General features: G+C 72.6%; 20 protein-coding genes and 1 tRNA gene. 3 read left to right on the top strand and 18 right to left on the bottom strand.

The genetic code is table 11. The annotated features are described in order from the left end of the window. Positions 1 to 23: 23 nt before the first annotated feature. From ACZ466_RS35310 to ACZ466_RS35285, 6 genes are all read right to left on the bottom strand, one after another. Positions 24 to 458, bottom strand: coding sequence for a hypothetical protein (locus tag ACZ466_RS35310; RefSeq protein ID WP_378290956.1), 435 nt, complete (start codon positions 456 to 458; stop codon positions 24 to 26). Then, the gene (locus ACZ466_RS35305) at positions 455 to 1,246 is read right to left on the bottom strand and encodes a LytR/AlgR family response regulator transcription factor (RefSeq protein ID WP_378290954.1); all 792 of its coding nucleotides are present in this window, start codon (positions 1,244 to 1,246) and stop codon (positions 455 to 457) included. The genes ACZ466_RS35310 and ACZ466_RS35305 overlap by 4 nt, the downstream gene beginning before the upstream one ends. 98 nt (positions 1,247 to 1,344) lie before the next feature. Next, positions 1,345 to 2,574, bottom strand: a complete 1,230-nt coding sequence (locus tag ACZ466_RS35300; RefSeq protein ID WP_378290952.1) for a sensor histidine kinase — start codon at positions 2,572 to 2,574, stop codon at positions 1,345 to 1,347. A 40-nt stretch (positions 2,575 to 2,614) separates the two neighbouring features. Further along, complete coding sequence (locus tag ACZ466_RS35295; RefSeq protein ID WP_378290949.1) at positions 2,615 to 3,691, bottom strand: 2OG-Fe(II) oxygenase family protein; 1,077 nt, start codon at positions 3,689 to 3,691, stop codon at positions 2,615 to 2,617. 217 nt (positions 3,692 to 3,908) lie between these two features. Continuing rightward, positions 3,909 to 4,493 (bottom strand): hypothetical protein, encoded by a 585-nt coding sequence (locus ACZ466_RS35290; protein WP_378290947.1) that lies wholly within the window; start codon positions 4,491 to 4,493, stop codon positions 3,909 to 3,911. 63 nt (positions 4,494 to 4,556) lie between these two features. After that, on the bottom strand, positions 4,557 to 7,061 hold the full coding sequence (locus ACZ466_RS35285) for an ATP-dependent Clp protease ATP-binding subunit (protein ID WP_464044035.1): 2,505 nt from the start codon (positions 7,059 to 7,061) through the stop codon (positions 4,557 to 4,559). 116 nt (positions 7,062 to 7,177) lie between these two features. On the opposite strand from ACZ466_RS35285, the gene ACZ466_RS35280 reads away from it, so the two are divergent. Next, positions 7,178 to 7,810, top strand: coding sequence for a TetR/AcrR family transcriptional regulator (locus ACZ466_RS35280; RefSeq protein ID WP_378285848.1), 633 nt, complete (start codon positions 7,178 to 7,180; stop codon positions 7,808 to 7,810). Here ACZ466_RS35280 and ACZ466_RS35275 read toward each other — a convergent pair. From ACZ466_RS35275 to ACZ466_RS35265, 3 genes are all read right to left on the bottom strand, one after another. Further along, entirely contained in the window at positions 7,786 to 8,544 is a 759-nt protein-coding gene (locus tag ACZ466_RS35275; RefSeq protein ID WP_378285847.1) for a DUF72 domain-containing protein, read from the bottom strand. The genes ACZ466_RS35280 and ACZ466_RS35275 overlap by 25 nt on opposite strands. Before the next feature lie 60 nt (positions 8,545 to 8,604). Next, positions 8,605 to 9,252 (bottom strand): DsbA family oxidoreductase, encoded by a 648-nt coding sequence (locus tag ACZ466_RS35270; RefSeq protein WP_378285846.1) that lies wholly within the window; start codon positions 9,250 to 9,252, stop codon positions 8,605 to 8,607. 141 nt (positions 9,253 to 9,393) lie between these two features. Next, positions 9,394 to 9,466 (bottom strand) — tRNA-Asn (locus ACZ466_RS35265). 155 nt (positions 9,467 to 9,621) lie between these two features. Between ACZ466_RS35265 and ACZ466_RS35260 the strand changes: the two genes are divergently transcribed. Beyond that, a complete protein-coding gene (locus ACZ466_RS35260) occupies positions 9,622 to 9,927 on the top strand; it encodes a YtxH domain-containing protein (RefSeq protein ID WP_378285845.1) in 306 nt (101 codons plus the stop codon). Positions 9,928 to 9,933: 6 nt separating this feature from the next. On the opposite strand, the gene ACZ466_RS35255 is transcribed toward ACZ466_RS35260, so the two are convergent. From ACZ466_RS35255 to ACZ466_RS35215, 9 genes are all read right to left on the bottom strand, one after another. Continuing rightward, complete coding sequence (locus tag ACZ466_RS35255) at positions 9,934 to 10,425, bottom strand: hypothetical protein (protein ID WP_378285844.1); 492 nt, start codon at positions 10,423 to 10,425, stop codon at positions 9,934 to 9,936. Between the two features lie 17 nt (positions 10,426 to 10,442). Then, a complete protein-coding gene (locus ACZ466_RS35250; protein WP_378285843.1) occupies positions 10,443 to 11,768 on the bottom strand; it encodes an MGH1-like glycoside hydrolase domain-containing protein in 1,326 nt (441 codons plus the stop codon). A gap of 94 nt (positions 11,769 to 11,862) precedes the next feature. Next, a complete protein-coding gene (locus ACZ466_RS35245) occupies positions 11,863 to 12,750 on the bottom strand; it encodes an HAD family hydrolase (RefSeq protein WP_378285842.1) in 888 nt (295 codons plus the stop codon). A gap of 16 nt (positions 12,751 to 12,766) precedes the next feature. Beyond that, a complete protein-coding gene (locus ACZ466_RS35240; RefSeq protein WP_378285841.1) occupies positions 12,767 to 15,343 on the bottom strand; it encodes a phosphoribosyltransferase in 2,577 nt (858 codons plus the stop codon). Then, entirely contained in the window at positions 15,340 to 16,506 is a 1,167-nt protein-coding gene (locus ACZ466_RS35235; RefSeq protein ID WP_378285840.1) for an HpcH/HpaI aldolase/citrate lyase family protein, read from the bottom strand. The genes ACZ466_RS35240 and ACZ466_RS35235 overlap by 4 nt, the downstream gene beginning before the upstream one ends. Positions 16,507 to 16,634: 128 nt before the next feature. Then, a complete protein-coding gene (locus ACZ466_RS35230) occupies positions 16,635 to 17,213 on the bottom strand; it encodes a TerD family protein (RefSeq protein ID WP_378285839.1) in 579 nt (192 codons plus the stop codon). A 45-nt stretch (positions 17,214 to 17,258) separates the two neighbouring features. Further along, on the bottom strand, positions 17,259 to 18,404 hold the full coding sequence (locus ACZ466_RS35225) for a DUF475 domain-containing protein (protein ID WP_378285838.1): 1,146 nt from the start codon (positions 18,402 to 18,404) through the stop codon (positions 17,259 to 17,261). 34 nt (positions 18,405 to 18,438) lie between these two features. Continuing rightward, positions 18,439 to 19,017 carry a TerD family protein gene (locus ACZ466_RS35220; protein ID WP_378285837.1) on the bottom strand — a complete coding sequence of 193 codons (579 nt, stop codon included), beginning with the start codon at positions 19,015 to 19,017 and terminating at the stop codon, positions 18,439 to 18,441. Positions 19,018 to 19,071: 54 nt separating this feature from the next. Beyond that, positions 19,072 to 19,647, bottom strand: coding sequence for a TerD family protein (locus tag ACZ466_RS35215; protein ID WP_378285836.1), 576 nt, complete (start codon positions 19,645 to 19,647; stop codon positions 19,072 to 19,074). A 234-nt stretch (positions 19,648 to 19,881) separates the two neighbouring features. On the opposite strand from ACZ466_RS35215, the gene ACZ466_RS35210 reads away from it, so the two are divergent. After that, on the top strand, positions 19,882 to 21,135 hold the full coding sequence (locus ACZ466_RS35210; protein ID WP_378285835.1) for a molecular chaperone DnaJ: 1,254 nt from the start codon (positions 19,882 to 19,884) through the stop codon (positions 21,133 to 21,135). Positions 21,136 to 21,137 lie beyond the last annotated feature (2 nt).

Below are 21,137 nucleotides of genomic sequence, written 5' to 3'. Positions count from 1 at the left end.
CGGCGCTCAGTGGTCATCGGCGCTCAGCGGTCCCCGCCGGGGGCGCGGTCCACCAGGTCGGCGAAGTCGCGCTCGTTGCGCTCGGCCTGCCGCACGTACCACCAGCCGCAGGCGACGAACCACGGGTAGATCAGCCCGGCCAGCAGCACCCAGGCCAGCGGGACCCCGAACGGCCGCTGCACGCGCAGGTCGGGGAACAGCGCGAACAGCGCGGGCAGCCCGAGCACCACGACGGCCAGCACCAGGCAGACCCGCACCGCCAGGCGCAGCTGGGCGCGCACCAGGGAGCGCATGTACGCCTCGCCGAGCCCGGTCTGCTCGTCGATCTCGCGGGTGACCGGGTAGCGGGGGCGTCGGGCGGCACGGGTGCGCGGGCCGGTCACCAGCACCCGCCCCGGCGCGATCCGGCCCTCGCGCCCCGCCTTGGCCTCCCTGCCCTCCCGGCCTTCGGCCGTCATCGGGACGGCCTCGCCTTGCGCACCAGCAGGTCGCGCAACTCCCGCACGTGCCGCCGGCTGACCGGCAGCTCGGCGCCGCCGACCAGGATCGTGCAGCGGCCCGAGTCCAGCCGCAGCTCCTCGATCGCCGACAGCGCGACCAGATGGCTGCGGTGCACCCGGACGAACCCGGCGGCGCGCCAGCGCTCCTCCAGCGCCGCCAGCGGGATGCGGACCAGATGGCTGCCGCCGCCGGGCACATGCAGGCGCGCGTAGTCGCCCTGCGCCTCCACGTACAGCACCTCGGCGGGCGCGACGAACCGGGTCACCCCGCCGAGCTCGACCGGCATCGACTCCGGCTCGGCGGGCGGCTCCGGCTCGGCGCCCGCCGCACCGCCGCCGGGCCGCTGGTCATCGGATCCCCGGCCGACGCTCTCGGAGACGCGCCTGATCGCCTCACCCAGCCGCTCCGGACGGACCGGCTTGAGGATGTAGTCGGTCGCCTTGATCTCGAACGCGTCCACGGCGTGCCCCTCGTAGGCGGTGACGTAGACGATGTGCGGCGCCCGCGCGAACTGCGCCAGCACCCGGCCGAGCACCGTGCCGTCCAGGCCCGGCATCCGGATGTCGAGGAAGACCGCGGCGATCGGGCGGCCCTCCGCCAGCGCCCGGTCGAGGCGGCGCAGCGCGGCGGCGCCGTCGCGGGCGGTGTCGATCTCGCCGATCCGCGGGTCGGCGCGCAGCAGATGGACGAGGTCGTCCAGCGCGGGCGCCTCGTCATCCACAGCCAGGACACGCAGGCCCACCACACCGTCCTTCCCTGTGCCGCATGCCACATTTCATTCAATGGCCGCCCGCGAGTCAAGCGGCCGGAGCCCCGCTCCCGGTTCGTATGGCCACGGGAACGTCATGAGGCGGTGACGCCCGGCCGGTACTTGGGTACGCGCAGGGTCACCTTCGTGCCCGCGCCCGGGCCGGTCTCGACGGCCAGGCCGTACTCGTCGCCGTACACCTGGCGCAGCCGGTCGTCCACGTTCGCCAGCCCGATCCCGGCCGCCTCGCCGTCGCCTCCCGCCGCGGGACCGCCCTCGGCGGGGTGCCCGGCGGCGGCGCGGTCCTCGCCCGCCAGCAGGCGCCGCACGCCCTCGGGGTCCATCCCGATCCCGTCGTCCTCCACGCTGATCACGCAGTCGGATCCGGCGTCCTCGGCCACGATCGTGATGAGGCCGGGCGCGGCGCGGTCCTGCAGCCCGTGCCGGACGGCATTCTCCACCAGCGGCTGCAGGCACAGGAACGGGACGGCGACCGGCAGCACCTCGGGCGCGATCCGCAGCGTGACCCGCAGCCGGTCCTCGCCGAAGCGGGCGCGCTGCAGCAGCAGGTAGCGGTCGACGGACCGCAGTTCCTCGGCCAGGGTGGTGAAGTCGCCGTGCCGCCGGAACGAGTAGCGGGTGAACCCTGCGAACTCCAGCAGCAGCTCCCGGGCCTGCTCCGGGTCGCTGCGCACGAACGAGGCGATGGTCGTCAGCGAGTTGTAGATGAAGTGCGGCGAGATCTGCGCGCGCAGCGCCCGCACCTCGGCCTCCATCAGCAGCGTCCGGGACCGGTCGAGGTCGGCCAGCTCCAGCTGGGCGTCCACCCACTGGGCGACCTCCTCGGCGGCGCGGATCAGCCCGGCGGGCACCTCCTCGCCGTAGGCGGCCAGGGTGCCGACCACCCGGTCGTCGGTGGTCAGCGGGACCACCACGACCCGCCGGATCGGGCAGTCGAGCCGGTCGCAGCCCACGTCGTGCACCTGGGTGCGGCCGTTGCCGAGGGTCACCTCGGCGTGCCCGGGGACCTCTCCGGCATGGTGCTCGTGCGCGCCGTCCCAGGCCAGCAGCCGCCCGCCGTCGGTGATCGCGAGCGCGGCCGAGCCCAGCAGCGCGCGCAGGTGCCGGGCCGCCTTCTGCGCGCCCTGCTCGGTGAGCCCGGCGCGCAGCGCGGGGGCGGCGCGCGAGGCGGTGTGCAGCGTCTCGAACGTGGCCCGCCGGACGGGTCCGCCCAGATCGCCGCCGCGCCCGCGACGCCGCCACCACAGGATCACCGGGACCCAGGTGACGACGAGGGTCGCGACAACGGCGAGGACGACGTCCATGCCGCAAGAGGCTACGCCGCCCCGGGGCCGCGGCGGCAGGTCACGACGGCGGAGTCATGGCGGCGCGCAGCCGTTCCAGCGTGGCGAGGCGGCCCTCCTGAAGGATGCGGAGGGTCGCGGCGTGGTCGGGATAGCAGCGCATGAACCTGTTGGTGAAGTGCGTGCCGTAGTGGATGCTGCCGCCGGCGAGGTCGTCCGGGGCCCGCACGGTGGTCTCGAAGCCCGGCTCGTGGAAGTAGGCCAGCGCGTAGTGCTCGCGGTCGCCGAGGGCGATCCTGTGCGGGGTCGACATCAGCCGCCCGCCGGTCAGGAACTGCATGATGTCCCCTGGGAAGACCGTGAGGACGTTGGGGACGGGCCGTACGAAGGTCCACGGCGCCTCGCCCCCGCACCGGCCCCGGCCCGCGGTGCTCTCAGTCTCCAGCCAGCTGCGGAGCCGCTCCTCGCCCGGCGCGGGCGGCCGGATGTAGAGGCCGCCCGCCTCGTCCTGGGCCGCGATGACCAGCAGGCCGTGGTCGGTGTGCGCGCCGATGTCGCCCCCGGCGCGCGCCGGGGTCCCGGCGCGCTCGGTGCGCTCGGAGCGGGCGGGGAAGCGCAGCATCCGCATGTGATGCCAGCCGTCACGGGTGAGCCGGGTCAGCTCGTCGATGGCGGGCAGCCCGAGCCCGAGCGCGGCCAGCCGCAGCAGTTGCTCGCCGATGGCCCCGGCCACGTCCATGAAGCCGCGCATGGCCAGCCGGTATTCGAGGTCGGGCCAGGGCACGGGCCCGTGGCAGGGCCAGCCCTCCCGCACCCGGGCGTCGCCCGCCGGGACGTCCCGGCACACGGTGAAGATCTCCGAGCGGTCCGCGGGGCCCGCGGCGCCGTCCTCCCCCGGCGCGATGTAGCCGCTGTAGGACAGGTCGGTGACGTGCCGCGCCTTGTACTCCAGCGGCAGCGAGAAGAAGCGGCGGCCTGCCGCCGTCGCGGTGACGGCCCGCTGCGCCATGACGGGGCAGGTGGCGACCCGGACCACGCCGTCCGCCCGCCAGGCGGCGATCATGTCGCGTCCCAGCTCACGGTCGGACGGAGTGCCGAGCACGCGCTCCGGTAGTCGAAAGGTGAGCAGGTCGGTCATGTCGGGATCCCTTTCTCGGGGGTGGCACGGTTTCCCGCCGACTTCGTGGTCTCCCGCCATCTACGCGCACGGAGGGGCGGCGCGTCACCCCTTGCGCCGCCGTGCTGCGCCCAGCGACCCGCGCGCGTCGTTCAACGGGCGAGCGGGCGGCCGGCGGCGAGGCGGGCGCGGCCGGCGCACGCGTGCACCGCGCCGCATGCCGGGCGTCGCCGCGGGCTCAGGACGGCGCGCTCTCCAGCCGCGCGACGATCGGCGCGATCAGCTCGTCCAGCTCCGCGACGATCACCGCCACGGCCCGGTAGGCGGTCTCGGCCGCCGCCGGGCCGGGGCCGCCGGGGGCCGCGGGCAGGCGGTCGAGCGGCACCGGGGCGTCCACCTGGACGGTCGCGCGCAGGTGCGGGGCCTTGGCCAGGTCCTGCTCGGCGGGCTTCACGAACTGCCCGAAGATCTCCGGCCAGCCCTGCCAGCCGCGGTCGCGCCACCACTCGCGGGAGGCGGCCAGCGGCGCGGGCAGCGGCGCCACCAGCCGCACCCGCGCGGTCAGCGACCCGTCCCAGGTGTTGCGGACGCACTTGGCCGACAGGATCCGCCGGTGCCACCGCACCAGTCCGGGATCGGTGACCGGCGGGGTGGCCACCCGCCAGGCGGCGCAGCAGAACGTGACCGGGGCGATGTCGCCCCAGGCCCCGTCGAACTCCCCGATCTCGTCCCAGAACCGCCCGGCGTAGCGGCCCGCGCCGCCGCCCCGGCCCCGCTCCCTGTCGTAGCGGTCGTCGACCCAGAACGCCCGGTGCCCGGCCATGGTCGGTCCACCCTCCGCGGGGTCGGGGTCAGCAACAGGGTCTGGGGCCGGTGCCCGCCCCGGTCAGGGCGAGGTGATCCCCGCGGTGGGCGGGACGTCGGGCACGGTGGACGGCTTCGGGACGCCCTTGAAGGTGAACGTGGCCTCCTCGCCGGTCCCCTCGGTGCCCACGATGACGATCTGGCCGGCCTTGACCTCGTTGTAGAGGATCTTCTCCGACAGGTTGTCCTCGATCTCGCGCTGGATCGTGCGGCGCAGCGGACGGGCCCCCAGCACCGGGTCGTAGCCGCGCTCGGCCAGCAGGTCCTTGGCCTCCTGCCGCAGCTCGATCCCCATGTCCCGGTCCTTGAGCCGCTCGTCCACCTTGGCGATCATCAGATCCACGATCTGGATGATCTCCTTCGGCGTCAGCTGGTGGAACACCACCGTGTCGTCCACACGGTTGAGGAACTCCGGACGGAAGTGCTGCTTGAGCTCCTCGCCGACCTTCGCCTTCATCCGGTCGTAGGAGCCCTGCTCGTCGTTCTGCCGCTGGAAGCCGACGCCCTGGCCCTTGGAGATGTCACGGGTGCCGAGGTTGGTCGTCATGATGACGACGGTGTTCTTGAAGTCCACCACCCGGCCCTGGGCGTCGGTCAGCCGGCCGTCCTCCAGGATCTGCAGCAGCGAGTTGAAGATGTCCTGGTGCGCCTTCTCGATCTCGTCGAACAGCACCACCGAGAACGGCTTGCGGCGCACCTTCTCGGTGAGCTGGCCGCCCTCCTCGTACCCGACGTAGCCGGGCGGGGAGCCGAACAGCCGCGAGACGGTGTGCTTCTCCATGAACTCCGACATGTCCAGCTGGATCAGCGCGTCCTCGTCCCCGAACAGGAACTCGGCGAGGGTCTTGGACAGCTCGGTCTTGCCGACACCCGACGGCCCCGCGAAGATGAACGAGCCACCCGGGCGCTTGGGGTCCTTCAGACCAGCGCGCGTACGCCGGATCGACTGCGACAGCGCCTTGATCGCGTCGTGCTGGCCGATCACGCGCTTGTGCAGCTCGTCCTCCATCCGCAGGAGGCGGGCGGACTCCTCCTCGGTGAGCTTGAAGACCGGGATGCCGGTGGCGGTGGCGAGGACCTCGGCGATCAGTTCCTCGGTGACCTCGGCGACGACGTCCATGTCGCCGGCCCGCCACTCCTTCTCCCGATGCGCCCGCTTCTCCAGCAGCTGCTTCTCGCCGTCCCGGAGCGAGGCCGCCTTCTCGAAGTCCTGCGCGTCGATCGCCGACTCCTTCTCCAGCCGGACGCCGGCGATCTCGTCCTCGAACGCGCGCAGGTCCGGCGGCGCGGTCATCCGGCGGATCCGCATCCGCGAGCCGGCCTCGTCGATCAGATCGATGGCCTTGTCCGGCAGGAACCGGTCGGAGATGTAGCGGTCGGCCAGCTGCGCCGCCGCCACCAGCGCGCCGTCGGTGATCGACACGCGGTGGTGGGCCTCGTAGCGGTCGCGCAGGCCCTTGAGGATCTCGATGGTGTGCGACAGCGTCGGCTCGGCCACCTGGATCGGCTGGAACCGGCGCTCCAGCGCCGCGTCCTTCTCCAGGTGCTTGCGGTACTCGTCCAGCGTCGTCGCGCCGACCGTCTGCAGCTCGCCGCGCGCGAGCGGGGGCTTCAGGATCGACGCCGCGTCGATCGCGCCCTCGGCCGCCCCCGCGCCCACCAGCGTGTGCAGCTCGTCGATGAACAGGATGATGTCGCCCCGCGTGCGGATCTCCTTGAGCACCTTCTTCAGGCGCTCCTCGAAGTCACCGCGGTAACGCGAACCGGCCACCAGCGCGCCCAGGTCCAGGGTGTAGAGCTGCTTGTCCTTGAGCGTCTCGGGCACCTCACCCTTGACGATCTTCTGCGCCAGCCCCTCCACCACCGCCGTCTTGCCGACACCGGGCTCGCCCACCAGCACCGGGTTGTTCTTGGTACGGCGGGACAGCACCTGCATGACCCGCTCGATCTCCTTGTCCCGGCCGATCACCGGGTCGAGCTTGCCCTCACGCGCCGCCTGCGTCAGATTCCGCCCGAACTGGTCCAACACCAACGACGTCGACGGCGCCGACTCCGACGGACCACCCGAGGCCGCCGGCTCCTTGCCCTGCTGGTACCCGTGCAGCAACTGGATCACCTGCTGCCGCACCCGGTTCAGATCCGCACCCAGCTTCACCAGCACCTGAGCCGCGACACCCTCACCCTCACGGATCAAACCCAGAAGGATGTGCTCGGTCCCGATGTAGTTGTGACCCAGCTGCAACGCCTCACGCAGCGACAGCTCCAGCACCTTCTTGGCACGCGGAGTGAACGGGATGTGCCCCGACGGCGCCTGCTGACCCTGGCCGATGATCTCCTCGACCTGCTGCCGCACCGCCTCCAGACTGATCCCCAGCGACTCCAGGGCCTTGGCGGCCACACCCTCGCCCTCATGGATCAGCCCAAGGAGGATGTGCTCGGTACCGATGTAGTTGTGGTTGAGCATCCTGGCCTCTTCCTGAGCCAGAACGACAACCCGACGCGCACGGTCGGTGAACCTCTCGAACATCTCCTCGCCCCCTACCGGCGCCCGCAAGAATCGGAGTCTATACTCACCTTTTAATTCGAGATTACGGAGTCATGGCTCCGGATGTCAATCGGACGCCCACCAGGAGACCCGCCCCCATGCCCTCGTACAAGCGCGCGCCGGCCGGCCCCCAAGCATCCGCCGGCAGGTCGCTGCGCGCCGACGCGCAGCGCAACCGCCGCCGCATCCTGGAGGCCGCCGAGGCGGTCTTCGCCGCCAAGGGCCCGGCCGCCTCGACCGAGGAGATCGCCCAGACGGCCGGGGTCGGCATCGGCACCGTCTTCCGGCACTTCCCCACCAAGGAGGCGCTGCTCCAGGCCATCATCGAGAAGGTCGCGATCCGGCTGGCCGAGGACACCGAGCGGCTGCTGATCGAGGGCGACCCCGCCACCGCGTTCTACACCTTCTTCACCCGGATGGTGGAGGAGTCCGCCGAGCGGAAGACGGTGGTGGACCTGCTGGCCGAGGCGGGCATCGACATCACCGTGGCCAAGCCCCTGCACATGCTGCGGCAGGCCGTCGAGGGCCTCCTCGCCGGCGCCCAGCGGGCCGGGACGGTGCGCGAGGACGTGCGCGTCCCCGAGGCGATGGCCCTGCTCATCGGCGTCTGCCAGGCCACGCTGCACACCTCCTGGGAACCGGGCGTGCGAGACCGGACCCTGGAGATCGTGTTCGACGGCCTGCGCCCCTCCCCGCCCGGACGCCCTCAGACCCGAAGGCCCGCGCCCTGAGGGGCGAGGTCGGCTCCGGCGGCGGCGGCGAAACGCACCGCGTCCCTGACCGCGGCCCCTCCCGGGTCGTTGTTGAAGTACGCGTAGACGTCTTCCCGGGGCCCCCACGTCCCGGTGATGCGGCGGGCCCATGACGCCAGGGCCTGGTCCCCGTACTTCGGCCAGGGCGTGGCGGCGCCCTCGTGGAAGCGCATGTACCCCCAGTCCGCCGTGCGCCACAGGGGCGTCACGGGGCGTCCGAGCCGATCCGCCCAGCACAGCGCCGCCCCATGACGTTCCAGCACCTCACGGGTCTCGTCGCTCCACCAGGTCTCATGACGGGGTTCGACCGCGACCCTGACCCCGGCGGGAAACCGTCCCAAGCACTCCGCCAGCAGCGCGGGATCGGCGCGCAGCGTCGGGGGCAGCTGCAGGAGGACGGGCCCGAGCCTGCGGCCCAGGCCGCGCGCCACTGCCATCAGCCTCCGCACCGGTTCGGCGGGGTCCTTGAGCCGCTTGATGTGGGTCAGGAACCGGCTCGCCTTGACCGCCATGACGAAGCCCTCGGGCGTGCGGTCCCGCCAGGACTCGAACGTCTCCTGCCGCGGCAGCCGGTAGAAGGCCCCGTTGTTCTCCACGGTGGGGAAGCACTCGGCGTACCGTTCGAGCCACAGCCGCTGGGGCAGCCCGACCGGGTACAGCACTCCCCGCCAGTCGGCGTACTGCCATCCGGACGTGCCCACGAGCAACGGCATGCGCCCTACGTTCCCGGCCGCGACCGTCCTAGACGTAGCGGGACGGCGCCTCGCGGCCGGTCAGGTGGCGGCCTCCTCCCAGACCCGGCGCAGCAGCAGCGCGAACACCTCGGCCGGCTGGGCCCCGGCGACCAGGTACTTGCCCCCGCCGACGAAGGACGGGACGGCGGTCACGCCCACGGCGGCCGCCCGCTGCTCGTCGGCACGCACCGCGGCGGTGTAGGCGTCGCCCTTCAGCATCGTCCGGGTCGTCCCGCCGTCGAGCCCGGCCTTGGCCGCCTCCGCCACCAGCGTCTCGTGGTCGCCCAGCGCCGCGCCCTCGCCGGTGTAGGCGGTCATCAGCCGTTCCCGCACGGCCTCGCCCACGCCCTCGTCCTCCGCGAGGTGCATCACGCGGTGGGCGTCGAAGGAGTTCACCGGCCGCGCCAGGTCGAGCCGGTAGGCCAGCCCCACCTCGGCGGCCAGCGCGGTCACCCGGGCGGCCTGCTCGTCGGCCTGCGCCTCGGACATGCCCAGGTCCCGTATGCGCTCGGGAATGGTCTGGGTGCTCTCGGCGGGCGCGCCTGGGTCGAGCTCGAAGCTCCGCCAGCGCACCTCGACGGCGTCCCGGTGCTCGAACTCCCCCAGTGCCGCCTCGAACCTCCGCTTCCCGATGAAGCACCACGGGCACACGAGGTCGGTCCAGATGTCAACAGCGATCGCCACCATGACCCGCAGCGTACGCTGCAAGCTAACCTTACGAAAGCCTCACACTCGAAGAAAGCCAAGAACCACCCGCACCCAACACCAAAGCCCCGTTCCGGGTCTTCCGGAACGGGGCTGACCTGCGTCTGCGCAGGTGACAATGTGCTCCCGCGATTGGACTCGAACCAATAACCTGCCGGTTAACAGCCGGCTGCTCTGCCGATTGAGCTACGCGGGATCGGGACTGCGGGCCAGGGCCCCGGAGGCCCTGCCAGCGCGTCTAGGTTAGCGCATCCCGGGAGGTGTTCGCGCACCCATAAATCCGGGGCGACTGGCCCGCCCGTTCCTGGGTATGTGAGGGGGCACGAATCCACAGAGCACCGGGGGTTTGGGATGAAGTACCGCCTGACGTTCATGGCAGGCGCCGCGCTCGGCTACGTCCTGGGGACCAGGGCCGGGCGTGAGCGGTACGAGCAGATCGTGCAGGCATCGCGGCGGTTCAACGAGAACCCCAAGGTCCAGGAGGCCGCCGAGAAGCTGCGCACCAAGGGCGGCGAGATCGCCGGGGCGGCCAAGGAGCGGGTGCCCGAGCAGATCGGGCAGCGGATGCCCGGCCGGCACCGGGACACGCCGGCCGAGACGCCGGGCGGGCCTCAGCGGGAGGCGGCGCGGCCCGGCACCTCTGCCCCGCTCAGTTAGCCGGGGTCACAGCCCGGTCTGGCGGCGCAGGTCCTCCAGGACCTGCTCGGCCTGGGCGCGCAGGCCCGGGTCGGAGGCGTCCATGCCCGCCTCGAACACGAACGACCAGCGCACCTCGCCGCCGCCGGCGGGGCGGCGGCCGGCGATGCGGACCGTGCCGCCGCCGGGCAGCCGGGCGCTGTGGCTGACGACGACGGTGGCGGTGACGCGCTCCCGTACCGTCTCGGGGACCGAGCCGGGATCGGTCAGGCGGACGTGGTGCTCCGGCCCGCCGGAGGTCTCGTGGACGTGCAGCCAGCCGTCCTTCCACGAGGCCCGGTCGACGCGCTCCCAGGGGAGGCGCAGGAAGCCGCCGGAGGCCGTGGGAACGTGCAGGGCGGTGGAGGTGGCGACGACGTAGGAGCCGCCGCGGGTGGGCGCGGTGGCCAGGGTGCGCTCGCCCCGTTCCAGGGTGAGCTTGTCGCGTACGGGGGCGGGTGGCCGCCGGGAGAGGCGCATGCCCACACGTTAGGCGATCAGGCGGCGCGCGGGGCCCGGCGGGCGCCCAGCAGGTCCAGGACGAGGGCGGCCGTCCAGCTGTAGTCGTGGCTGCCGCGGCCGGTGCCGTCGAACGGGTCGAAGTACTCCCGGAACCCCGACTGGCGGACCAGCCGCAGCGTGGAGCCGTACAGCAGGTCCGCGACCACCGACAGGCCGTGGCCGCGGGCGCCGTGCCACAGCAGCCAGTTGGTGTTGATCCAGGTGGGGCCGCGCCAGTAGCCGGCCCGGTCGAACGCGGTCGCCTGGATGTCGCAGGACGGCACGGGGTAGCCGGCGGCGCCGGCGAAGCGGGCCGACAGGAGCAGGTCGGCCAGCGAGTGCAGGATCGGGGCGGGCAGCTCGGGGTCCAGGAACGGCGCGAACCCGGCGACGCTGAGCACCGGGAGGAGCCGGTCGTCGCGCAGGTCGCGCGCCCGGAAGCAGCCGGTCTCGTAGTCCCACAGCCGGTCCAGGAGCGCCTTGTGGATGAGCTGGGCGCGTTCGCGGTGCGGGACGGGGTCGCGGCCGAGTATCTCGGCGAGTTCGGCGAGGGCGTGGGTCGAGGCGAGGTAGGTCGCGTTGACCAAGGGGTCTTCTACGGCGAAGGGGTGGGCGTCGCGCATGTAGTCGGCCCTGTAGTCGGCCTCACGCAGGAGGGTGACGAGCCACACGTAGCGGTCGTAGTCCTCGCCGGTGGGGAGGCTGTTGGACCTGTGCTGGGGCGCGTACACGGCCGGGGGCAGTTCCAGGGCTCCGAGGGGGCGGTCCCAGGCGGGGCTGTTGTCGAGGCCGGACTCCCAGGGGTGGCATATGGCGACCAGGCCGGAGGAGTCCATGTCGCGGCACTGGGCCAGGTAGCGGTGCTGGGCGACCAGCTTCGGGTAGAGGCGCGCCAGGAAGTTCCGGCTGCGTTCGGCCTCGGAGGGGGAGGCGCACTCGTGCAGGCGCAGGGCGGCCAGGGCCTGGAGCGGGGGCTGGGTCAGGCCCGAGGTGTGGACGGCGTGGGGCGCGGCAGGGTGCCGGTCGGTGCGCCACAGGTCGGGGCCGGGGAAGTAGCCGTGCCGCGCCAGCGTGGTGTTGAACACGATGTGCGGGACGAGCCCGTCGGCCCACTGGCCCCGGAAGAGGGAGATCAGCTCGCGTTCGGCGCGGTCGCGGCGGTGCCTGGCCAGGCCCATGGTGACGAACGCCGAGTCCCAGCTCCACTGGTGGGGGTAGAGGCCCGGTGAGGGGACCGTGGCGGTGCCGGTCCAGTTGGCATCGAGAACCCTGGCCGCGGCGTCCCACAGCGCGGTCTCGTCGCCGGTCAGACGGGCAGTCATGGGGCCAGAGGACCTCCCGATCGGCTCCTGGCGGCCCTCCCGCCGCGCGCGGGGGCGGGGTGGGAGGCGCGCCATGGCTAAGGAGATTGTTCCCTCAGAAGGCGGGGTGGACGACCTCCGATCCGGAGGTGTTCGTCTTCTTTTCCGGGGACGGTTCCGTGAACGAACGCTGCGGCGCCGCGGCGGCCGTACGGTCCAGCAGCCAGGCGAGGATCTCCTCCCCCGCCTCGATGCCGCGGGCGGTGGTGACGGCGGTGGACGGGGACGTCCAGCCGGTGTCGTGCAGTTCGCCGTGGGCGGGCCTGATGGAGGCGTCCGCGGCCTCCAGGAGCTCGATGTCGAGGAGGGAGTCCCCGGCCGCGAGCATCGTCCCGGCGCCGGTGCGGCGGGCGACCTCGGCCGCTGCCGCCGCCTTGGTGAGGCCCTCGGGGAGGCAGTAGACCTTGCGGCCCTGGACGGAGGTGCGCCAGCCGCGTTCGGCGCACCATCCCGTGAGATCCTCCACCCAGCCCTGGGGAAGGGCAGCGCGGTCGACGACGGCGTAGGCGAACAGGTCCGAGGCGGTGCGCCGCTTGAGAACGAACGCTCCGCTGATGCTCGCGAGGTGTTCGCCGACCTCGGCCAGGGCGGTGGCGGTCTCGGCCGCCCGTGCCCGGACACCCTGGGCCCAGTCTGCGTCGTCCACACCGTCCATGAGGATGTGCCCGCCGTTGGCGCAGATCGCGTAGGCGGAGGGCTTGTCCAGGAGATGGACGCGGGCGTACTGCTCAGGCGTGCGGGTCGTCGTGGGGACGAACGTCGCCGCGTCCGCCAGGGCCTCCAGCGCACGGGCCGCCGCCTCCGTCATGAAGGACAGGGGCTGGGCCTGGTACAGCTCGACGCAGAGCAGCCGGGGCAGCATCGCGTCCGGGGCCCCCAGGCCGAGCGACGCATTGGAGTAGATGATCGTCCGATCAAGGTCGGAACACACCACGACGCTCACAGCACGCCTCTCCTTCTCACTGCGCGGCCCCCTGCCCGAAACGCGGGTGGATCAGGCCGACGCAGGCGTACGGGATCATCTCCGGGTCGACCTCCTCCACCGGGACGCCCCGTTCGGCCGCCAGCAGCCGGATGTGGGCCAGCTCGGCTCCGGCGCCGGCCCGGGCCAGCACCTTCCACGGGACGCGCCGCAGCAGCACGCGGGTGGTCTCCCCCACGCCCGGCTTGACGAGGTTGAGATCGTCGATGCCGTACGCCCCGGCGATCCGCCGCACCGCCTCCCACCCGGACCAGTCGGGCGCCCGGTCGGCGGCGAGCAGGCCGGGCAGGTCCTTGGCCACCCGTTCGGCGACGTCCTCGAAGCGGGCGCACACCGCGTCCAGGAAGACCGCGGACACGTCGGCGGCGGCCAGCTCCGCGTAGAACTTGGCGCCGTGGAAGTCGCCCGGACCGATCAGGTCGCGGTTCAGGACGGTCCGGCTGACCAGGCCCGACACCGTGGAGTTCAGGCAGGCCGACGGGATCAGGAAGTCGTCGCGGGTGCCGAAGAGGTGCGTGCACCGCCCAGGATCGGCCAGCACCGCAAGGTCGGCGGGGAACCTCCGGCCGGTCGCGGCGGCGTGGCCGTCGAGCGCGCCGGCCAGCTCCCGGGTGATCGCGCCCTTGCCCGTCCAGCCGTCCACGAACATCACCCGGGCCGGGTCGTGGCGGGCGGCGATGTGGGCGAGCGCGACCTCGTCGATCCCGCGGCCGCGCACGATGCTGATCGCGTAGTGCGGCAGGTCGAGGCCGTGGGCGAACCGGGCCCAGCGCCGGACGAGGATGCCGACCGGGGTGCCGGCGCGGGCCAGCGAGACCGGCACGGCGTCCCGCCCGCGCGCGGCCAGGATCATCTCGGTGATGACGCCGGCCGCGTACGCGAGCCGTTCGGCGGAGGCGTCGAGCGCCTTGTGGAAGAGCTCCTGGTAGCCGGGGCTCGGCTGGTACTCGACGGGCAGGGACTCGGCGTAGTGGGCCCGCCCCGCCTGGACGGCCGCCTCCCGTTCCTCCGTGGGCGCCTCCAGCCGTACCGCCGACAGGTCTTTCAGCAGCCATGCGACGTCCTCGGCCGGATAGCTGCCGAAGGCAGGCCCGTACAGGGGTTCGGGGCCCGCCCTGCGGTGGGACGGGACGGTGGCGAGGACGGTGGGCGCGAGGCCCCGCAACTGGGCGAGGAGGCCCTCGGCCAGGGCAGGCGTGTCGGCGGTGTCGTCGATGACGAGCACGATGGCGTCGAACGCCCGGGAGGGGTCGGCCCCGGGCGCCACGTTGTAGGCGTACCGCTCCCCTGGGCCGTCGGCCGGGTCGTCGTGGGAGGGGAAGGTCAGGCGCGTGCGGATGGCGTAGCCGGGATCGTCCACCGCGAGGACGGGCGAACGGGTCGTCGTCGAGTAGCGCACGTCCACGTCACCGGGCAGGCCGTCGGCGAGGGCTCCCGCCAGGCGCAGCGGCGTGTACATCAGCTCCTCGAAGCCCAGCACCAGGATCCGGGACGCGTGCTCTGGAAGGTGGGCGGCGACGCGTCCCGCCATCGCCGCAAGGGCCTCGTCCAGGCGTTCACGGTGCTCGGGCAGGAAACCGTGCCGTCCGCCATCGGGAAGCCCCTCCGGCCAGCCCAGGTCGGCCCGCGCCACCCCGAACGGCCCCGCCTCCACGGCAAGGGGACGACCCGAACGGTCCTCAAGGCCGGCGACCAGCGCCTGGCCCGCGTCCAGGACGTCCTCTGGCAGCGCCACCCGGCCCATGGCCAGGGACACGACATCGATGCGCGCCCCCAGCCTCGCCGCGAACGCTTCGATGGCGGCGCGGTCGCCGTCCCCCCGCAGATCGACGAGGGAGGCCACCACGTAACGCTCCCGGGGACGCACCGCGTGCAGCGCCGCGATCGTGTTGATCACTGTGCGGCCGGTGGACAGCTCGTCGTCCACCAGCACCAGCGGCACGTCCCGGTCGAACAGGGCCGGATCGCCGGGGAGCAGGAGATGGCTGGTGGCGTGGCTGTGCTCCTCCTCGAAGCCGCCGTAGGTGCCGAAGCCCGCCACGGGACGCCGCGTGGAATGCAGGTAGCAGGCGCCCCCGAGCGCGTCCGCCACCGAATGCCCCAGGGCCGTGGCGGTCTCCGCATAACCGAGCACCACCGCGTCCACCGGCTCACGCCGTTCGCGCAGGAGGTCGCACAGATCGGCAGCCGCTCCCGGACGGCCGCGCAGGGCCTCGCCCAGCAGCGCCCCGTACTCGGCGTGTTCATGCTCCGCGTCGCTGGGCGCCGCCCCGCCCAGGCACCGCCGGACGAGCTCGCCCAGCAGCAGGCCCGAGCCGTACACCAGGCGCGGGTCAGTGGGGACGTGCTTGCCGAGCACGGCCGACACCAGCAGATGCGCACGCCGCGGATTGCGGCGCACGGCGAGGCCCACGAGATCGGCCAGGCCCGCGCCGACAGGGCGTTCACCGTCGTGGAGCGCCACGCCGAGACGGGCCGACACCCACTCCCCCGGCCACACGCCCTCCCCGGGCCCCTCGCCCACGCCGCCCGGCCGTGTCTCCGACAGGGTCACTGGCCGCCCGCCGCTTCCAGAAGCTCCACGAACGTGACGCCCTCCGCCGCCACCCCGAACACCTGGGCGCGCAGCATCAGCCGCTCCGCCCACGCCCGGTGCGGCTTGGCCTCGTTCATCTTGTTCGCGTACACGCTCGCCATGGCCCCGCCCCCGTTCCACCCGAGGATGTCGGAGGCGTCGCAGTACTCCTCGTGGGTCACCACCGACAGGGCGTGCACCGCCGCGACATGGCTCGGATGGATGACCGTCTTGCCGATCAGGCCGTTGGCCTTGTCCAGGTGCACCTCGCGGATCAGCCCGTCCAGGTCCGAGGTGATCAGCCGCTGCCGCAGCGGCGCGGCCTGCTGGGCGTCGAACGGCGACTGCCGCAGCTGCGGCTTGAACATCCGCTCCCCCGCCGAGAAGTACTCCCAGACCGGCCCGGTCACCACGAAGCCCGTCCCGTCGGCCCGGCCCAGGATGTTCACCACGTCGGAGATCACCCCGGCCACCGGGCCGATCTCGTAGATCGTCAGGTCGGGCGGGCGGCGCAGCCCGTAGGCGGCCGACATGTCGGTCGCGCCGATCCGCACCGCCAGCACCCGCTCCCGGTGCTTGGCCAGCAGCCGCGCCACGTCCTGCAGCAGCTCCGAGCGCGTCTCCCGGTACACCGCCTGCTGGCTCTCGATCACCGGCATCGCCAGCAGCCGGTGCCCGGTGCGGGCCTGCGCCTCCGCCACCGCCTCCAGGAAGGCGTCCCCGCCCGCCGCGGTGAACTTGGGCAGCACGAACCCGCTGACCAGCTCCGCCGCCTCCCCCAGCCGGCACGCCAGATCGCCGATCTGCTCGGCCGTGCGGACCCGGACGAACAGCAGCGGCGCGTCCGTGCCCGCCGCGTGCGCCGCGTGCGCCCGGGACAGCTGCGCCACCAGGTTGGCCTCCGCCGCCGGCACGTCCTCGTCGGCGATCGAGTCCTCCAGGCACAGCACCATGCTGGTCACGCCCCGCCGCGCGGCCTTGGCGACGTCCTCGGCCAGGGCGGGACGGACCGCCGGGGAGTACAGCGTGGCGCCCAGCGCGACGGCCAGCACCGCCGGGTCGTCGTGCCGGTCGAACGCGCGGGGGTGCCGGTGGAAGAGGTGCTTGCGGCGCCGGCTCTCGATGTGGTCAAAGTGCCGCATGCACGCAGGGCCCTCCCGCTCTCATCCGCCCGCGCCCCGGACGGGTGCCGGGAACGGTCTCACGGGCGGCCCCGGGAACGGTCCCGAGACCGGTCCCAAGGGTGCCGGGAGGGGTCTCACAGGCGGTCTCACAGGTGCGCGGAGACCGTCGGGAGGAGGTGCTGGAACGTCCGCCCGTTGGCGGTCGCGCCGATCGCCGTCATCGACCAGCCCTGGCCGTCCCGCGACACCTTCGCCATGATCTGCGCGTTGTGCTCGCCCGCCCCGCTCAGGTCGTAGCGGGCGATCTCCTGGCCGGTCGTCTCGTCCACCAGCCGGCAGAACGCGTTGGCGATCTGCGAGAAGTCCTGGCCGGTGAAGGAGTTCACGGTGAACACCAGCTGCGCGATGTTGCCCGGCACCGACGGCAGGTCGACGTTGATGACCTCGTCGTCGCCCTCGCCCTCCCCGGTGAGGTTGTCGCCGGTGTGCAGCACCGAACCGTCCTTGCTGCGCAGCTGGCGGAACCACACCGAGTCGGCGAGGTTGCCGCTGGCGTCGAACAGCAGGCAGGACGCGTCGAGGTCGATCGACTGCGCCTTGGAACGGCCGAACCGCCCCTTCTTGGCCACCGCGTCCCAGCCCAGGCCCATCCTGACCCGCGTGAGACCGCCGCCGCCCGGCTTGGCCAGCGAGACCTTCTGCCCCTTCTGCAGCGAGATCGACATCATCAGCTCCTTTGGTGAGATCGACGACACGCGGGGTGCCAGGGTCTACACCCGCGAAGAGTGCAGCTGCTTGTCCTCGCCGGACGCGGTCTCCTCGGCGTCGCCGGCGTTGCGGTTGCGGACGACCGAGCTGACGAACGCCGCGATGATCAGGCCCGCGCCGAGCCCGCCGGTGATCCACTCCGGCACGTGGTGGGCGATGCTGATCAGCATGCACGTCGCCAGGGCGCCGATCGCCCAGTGGGCGCCGTGCTCCAGGTAGACGTACTCGTGCAGCGTCCCCTTGCGCACCAGGAAGACCGTGAGCGACCGGATGTACATGGCGCCGATGCCCAGGCCCAGCGCGATCACGATCGGGTCGGTGCTGATGGCGAACGCGCCGATGACGCCGTCGAAGGAGAACGAGGCGTCCAGGACCTCCAGGTAGAGGAACAGGAAGAAGCCGGCCTTGCCGGTGGCCAGCGCGAGCTGGCTCGGCCCGCCGCGCCGCTCGGCCTCCGCGGCCCGCTCGCCCTCGGCGCCGTCGTCATCGTCGTCATCGTCGCCGTCGTCGTCGAGGTCGATGCCGCCCGCCCCGGAGAACAGCTCGCCCAGCCCGTTGACCAGGATGTAGGTCACCATGCCGAGCACCCCGGCGATCATCACATCGCCCGGGTCCTTCGCCCAGAGCCCCGCCACCAGCGCCAGCGCGCCGCCGGCCACGACCACCGACAGCTGGTCGAGCTTCCCGATGCTGGCCAGCGGCCGCTCCAGCCACGGCAGCCACTTGTGCGCGTGGTCCTCGAACACGAAGTCGAGGAACAGCATCATCAGGAACATGCCGCCGAACGCGGCGATCGTCGGGTACGCCGACTCCATCGCATGGTGGTACTTGTCGGGCTCGTTCAGCGCGAGGTCGAACGCCTCGATCGGCCCCAGACCCGCGGTGATCACCACGATCACCAGCGGGAACACCAGCCGCATGCCGAACACGGCGATGGCGATGCCGATGGTCAGGAAGATCTTCTGCCAGAAGGGGCTCATCCGGTCGAGCACCTTGGCGTTCACCACGGCGTTGTCGAACGAGAGCGAGATCTCGAGGATGGCCAGCACCGCCACCAGCGCGAGACCGGCGGGGCCGCCGTAGAGCAGCGCGGCGACCAGTCCGAGAGCGGTGACCCCGAAGGACCACCCGAAGGTGCGAAGAATCATGCGTACTTTTCTGTTCGAGGCGGGCTGGCGGCGATCAACCGACGTTGACGCCGAAGTCCATGGCGATACCGGCCAGGCCCGAGGCGTACCCCTGGCCCACCGCGCGGAACTTCCACTCACCGCTGTGCCGGTAGAGCTCGCCGAAGACCATGGCGGTCTCGGTCGAGGCGTCCTCGGTGAGGTCGAACCTGGCCAGCTCGTTGCCGTCGCTCCGGTTCACGATCCGGATGAACGCGTTGCGGACCTGGCCGAAGTTCTGCGCGCGGCTGTCGGCGTCGTAGATGGAGACGGGGAAGACGATGCGGTCGCAGCCGGCCGGGACCGCGCGGAGGTCGACGTTGATGACCTCGTCGTCGCCCTCGCCCTCCCCGGTGAGGTTGTCGCCGGTGTGCTCGACCGACCCGTCCGGGCTCCTGAGATTGTTGAAGAAGACGAAGTGCTGGTCGGAGAGTACCTTACCGCCGGAGTCCAGCAGCAGCGCCGAGGCGTCGAGGTCGAAGTCGGCGCCGGTGGTGGCCCGCACGTCCCAGCCCAGGCCGACGGCGACGGCGGTGAGGTCGGGGACGGCCTTGGTGAGCGAGACGTTGCCGCCCTTGGCGAGCGATACTCCCATGATCGGACTGCTCCCTGTGCTGGAGCCCGGCCTTCGGGGACGGCCGGGGGACGGCTAGAGGTTGACGCCGAAGTCGGTGGCGATGCCGGCCAGGCCGGAGGCGTAGCCCTGCCCGACCGCGCGGAACTTCCACTCGGCTCCGTTGCGGTACAGCTCGCCGAACACCATCGCGGTCTCGGTCGAGGCGTCCTCGCTCAGGTCGTAGCGGGCCATCTCGCCGCCGTCGCCCTGGTTGACCACGCGGATGAAGGCGTTGCGGACCTGGCCGAAGTTCTGCCCGCGGGTGTCGGCCTCGTAGATCGACACGGCGAAGGCGACCCGCTCGGCGGTGTCCGGCAGCGCGCCGAAGTTGACCTTGATCTGCTCGTCGTCGCCCTCGCCCACGCCGGTCTTGTTGTCGCCGGTGTGCTCGACGCCGCCGTCGGGCGTGCGCAGGTTGTTGAAGAACACGAAGTGCCCGTCGGAGACGATCTTGCCCGATCCGTCCAGCACCAGCGCGGAGGCGTCGAGGTCGAAGTCGGCGCCGGTGGTGGTGCGCAGGTCCCAGCCCAGACCGACGGTCACCGCGGTCAGTCCCGGGGCCTGCTTGGTGAGGGAGACGTTGCCGCCCTTGCTGAGACTGACACCCACAGTGCCTCCAAGATCGCTACCCTGCCGTCCGGAGCGCCGGACGGCCCGTGTGACGCCGCACGCGTCCCGCTATACCCGACGTTGCAGCGATGCTATCCGTTCCCTACCAGTCCGCCGGAACCCCCTTACCGCAACCGATCCGGCCGATGACCTTGACCGGACGGTGAACAGCACGGCACTCCTGCGCGAGACTAGGAGCGGATCCGGGGACAGGGAGAGACAGGGAGGCGGCTCTTGCGGGGAGCAGGGGGCCAGCGTCGCCGCGGCGGCCGGGAGGAGCAGGCGGCAGCGGCGGCGATCGAGGCCAGGGAGGCGGCGGCCACCGCCTTCTACGACATGGACCAGGCACAGAAGTACCTGCAGGGCCGCGTCACGGTCTTCGCCGATCTGGACGCGGCGGCCGCGGCGCCGGTGCGGGCGGAGTTCACCCGGCTGGGCGACAGCGCGGACGCCGCGGCCGTGGCCTACATCTCCGTGCTGGACGCCCACGAGCTCGACGACGACCGCGAGCGGGGCCCCGGCGACTACGACGCCGCGCGGCGGGCCTTCGTCGCGGCCACCGACCGGCTGAAGAAGATCACCGCCGACCTGAACCGGTTCGCCGAGCGGCTCGCCCCGCAGATGGCGCGGCTGGAGGCGGCGCTCGACCGGCTCCCGCCGCGGCTGGCCGCCGCCCGCGACGCGGTGGCCGCCGCCGACGCCGCGATCGCCGCCGCCCGCACGGCGGGCATGGACGCCTCCGATCCCGAGGCCGAGCTGGCCCGGGCCAAGCAGGCCCTGGCGGTGCTGAGCTCGCAGGGGCTCGGCGGCCTCGGGCTGGCCGGGGCGATGGACCAGGCCGACGAGGTCCGGAGGATCGCGGCGGGGGCGCTGGAGGCGGCCGAGGAGCTGCCCCGGCTGGGCGAGAAGGTCCGCAACTCGCTGGCCTCGGTGCGGACCCGCTCCGACATGGTCGCGGGACGGATCGAGCCGGTGCGGCAGGCGATGAAGCTCCTGCTGCGCAACTACTCGCAGGCCTGCTGGCAGGACCTCAAGGGCGCGCCCGAGGCCGTGGGGGCGGGCGTGGAACGGGCCCGGGAGCGGTTGAACGAGGCGTCCCAGCACGTCGCGCGCAACGAGTGGAAGCAGGCGCAGCGGGCCCTGACCGCGGCCCGCACCGAGCTGAACGCCGCCGACCGCCGGGCCGGGCAGGTCACCGGGCGGGTGGCGGAGCTGGACGCGGCGGCGGCCGACCCGGCCAAGCCCGCGGAAACGGTCCGGTTCGCGGTGCGGGACGCGCAGAAGCTCGCCATGGCGCAGCCCGGGGGCGCCGCCCCGCATCACGCCAGTGTCCTGGACTCGCTCGTCCATCGCCTGGACCGGGCACCGCGGCGCCTGGTCGGCCCCAATCCGGACTACTGGTCGTACCTGCAGGAGCTGGAGGCCATCAAGACCGCGGCGGGCGACGTGGTGACGCGGATCCGGGCCGAACGCGCCGGCCAGGCGTAGCC

The organism is Actinomadura rugatobispora (genome assembly GCF_055379765.1).
The sequence above is the reverse complement of the archived record's forward strand: the minus strand, read 5'-3'. Positions and strand labels throughout refer to the sequence as shown.

Coding starts and splice junctions, on each gene's coding strand:
- ACZ466_RS35310 (WP_378290956.1), bottom strand. CDS start 458: ATGACGGCCGAAGGCCGGGAGGGCAGGGAGGCCAAGGCGGGGCGCGAG.
- ACZ466_RS35300 (WP_378290952.1), bottom strand. CDS start 2,574: ATGGACGTCGTCCTCGCCGTTGTCGCGACCCTCGTCGTCACCTGGGTC.
- ACZ466_RS35295 (WP_378290949.1), bottom strand. CDS start 3,691: ATGACCGACCTGCTCACCTTTCGACTACCGGAGCGCGTGCTCGGCACT.
- ACZ466_RS35290 (WP_378290947.1), bottom strand. CDS start 4,493: ATGGCCGGGCACCGGGCGTTCTGGGTCGACGACCGCTACGACAGGGAG.
- ACZ466_RS35285 (WP_464044035.1), bottom strand. CDS start 7,061: ATGTTCGAGAGGTTCACCGACCGTGCGCGTCGGGTTGTCGTTCTGGCT.
- ACZ466_RS35280 (WP_378285848.1), top strand. CDS start 7,178: ATGCCCTCGTACAAGCGCGCGCCGGCCGGCCCCCAAGCATCCGCCGGC.
- ACZ466_RS35275 (WP_378285847.1), bottom strand. CDS start 8,544: ATGCCGTTGCTCGTGGGCACGTCCGGATGGCAGTACGCCGACTGGCGG.
- ACZ466_RS35270 (WP_378285846.1), bottom strand. CDS start 9,252: ATGGTGGCGATCGCTGTTGACATCTGGACCGACCTCGTGTGCCCGTGG.
- ACZ466_RS35260 (WP_378285845.1), top strand. CDS start 9,622: ATGAAGTACCGCCTGACGTTCATGGCAGGCGCCGCGCTCGGCTACGTC.
- ACZ466_RS35255 (WP_378285844.1), bottom strand. CDS start 10,425: ATGCGCCTCTCCCGGCGGCCACCCGCCCCCGTACGCGACAAGCTCACC.
- ACZ466_RS35250 (WP_378285843.1), bottom strand. CDS start 11,768: ATGACTGCCCGTCTGACCGGCGACGAGACCGCGCTGTGGGACGCCGCG.
- ACZ466_RS35235 (WP_378285840.1), bottom strand. CDS start 16,506: ATGCGGCACTTTGACCACATCGAGAGCCGGCGCCGCAAGCACCTCTTC.
- ACZ466_RS35230 (WP_378285839.1), bottom strand. CDS start 17,213: ATGTCGATCTCGCTGCAGAAGGGGCAGAAGGTCTCGCTGGCCAAGCCG.
- ACZ466_RS35225 (WP_378285838.1), bottom strand. CDS start 18,404: ATGATTCTTCGCACCTTCGGGTGGTCCTTCGGGGTCACCGCTCTCGGA.
- ACZ466_RS35220 (WP_378285837.1), bottom strand. CDS start 19,017: ATGGGAGTATCGCTCGCCAAGGGCGGCAACGTCTCGCTCACCAAGGCC.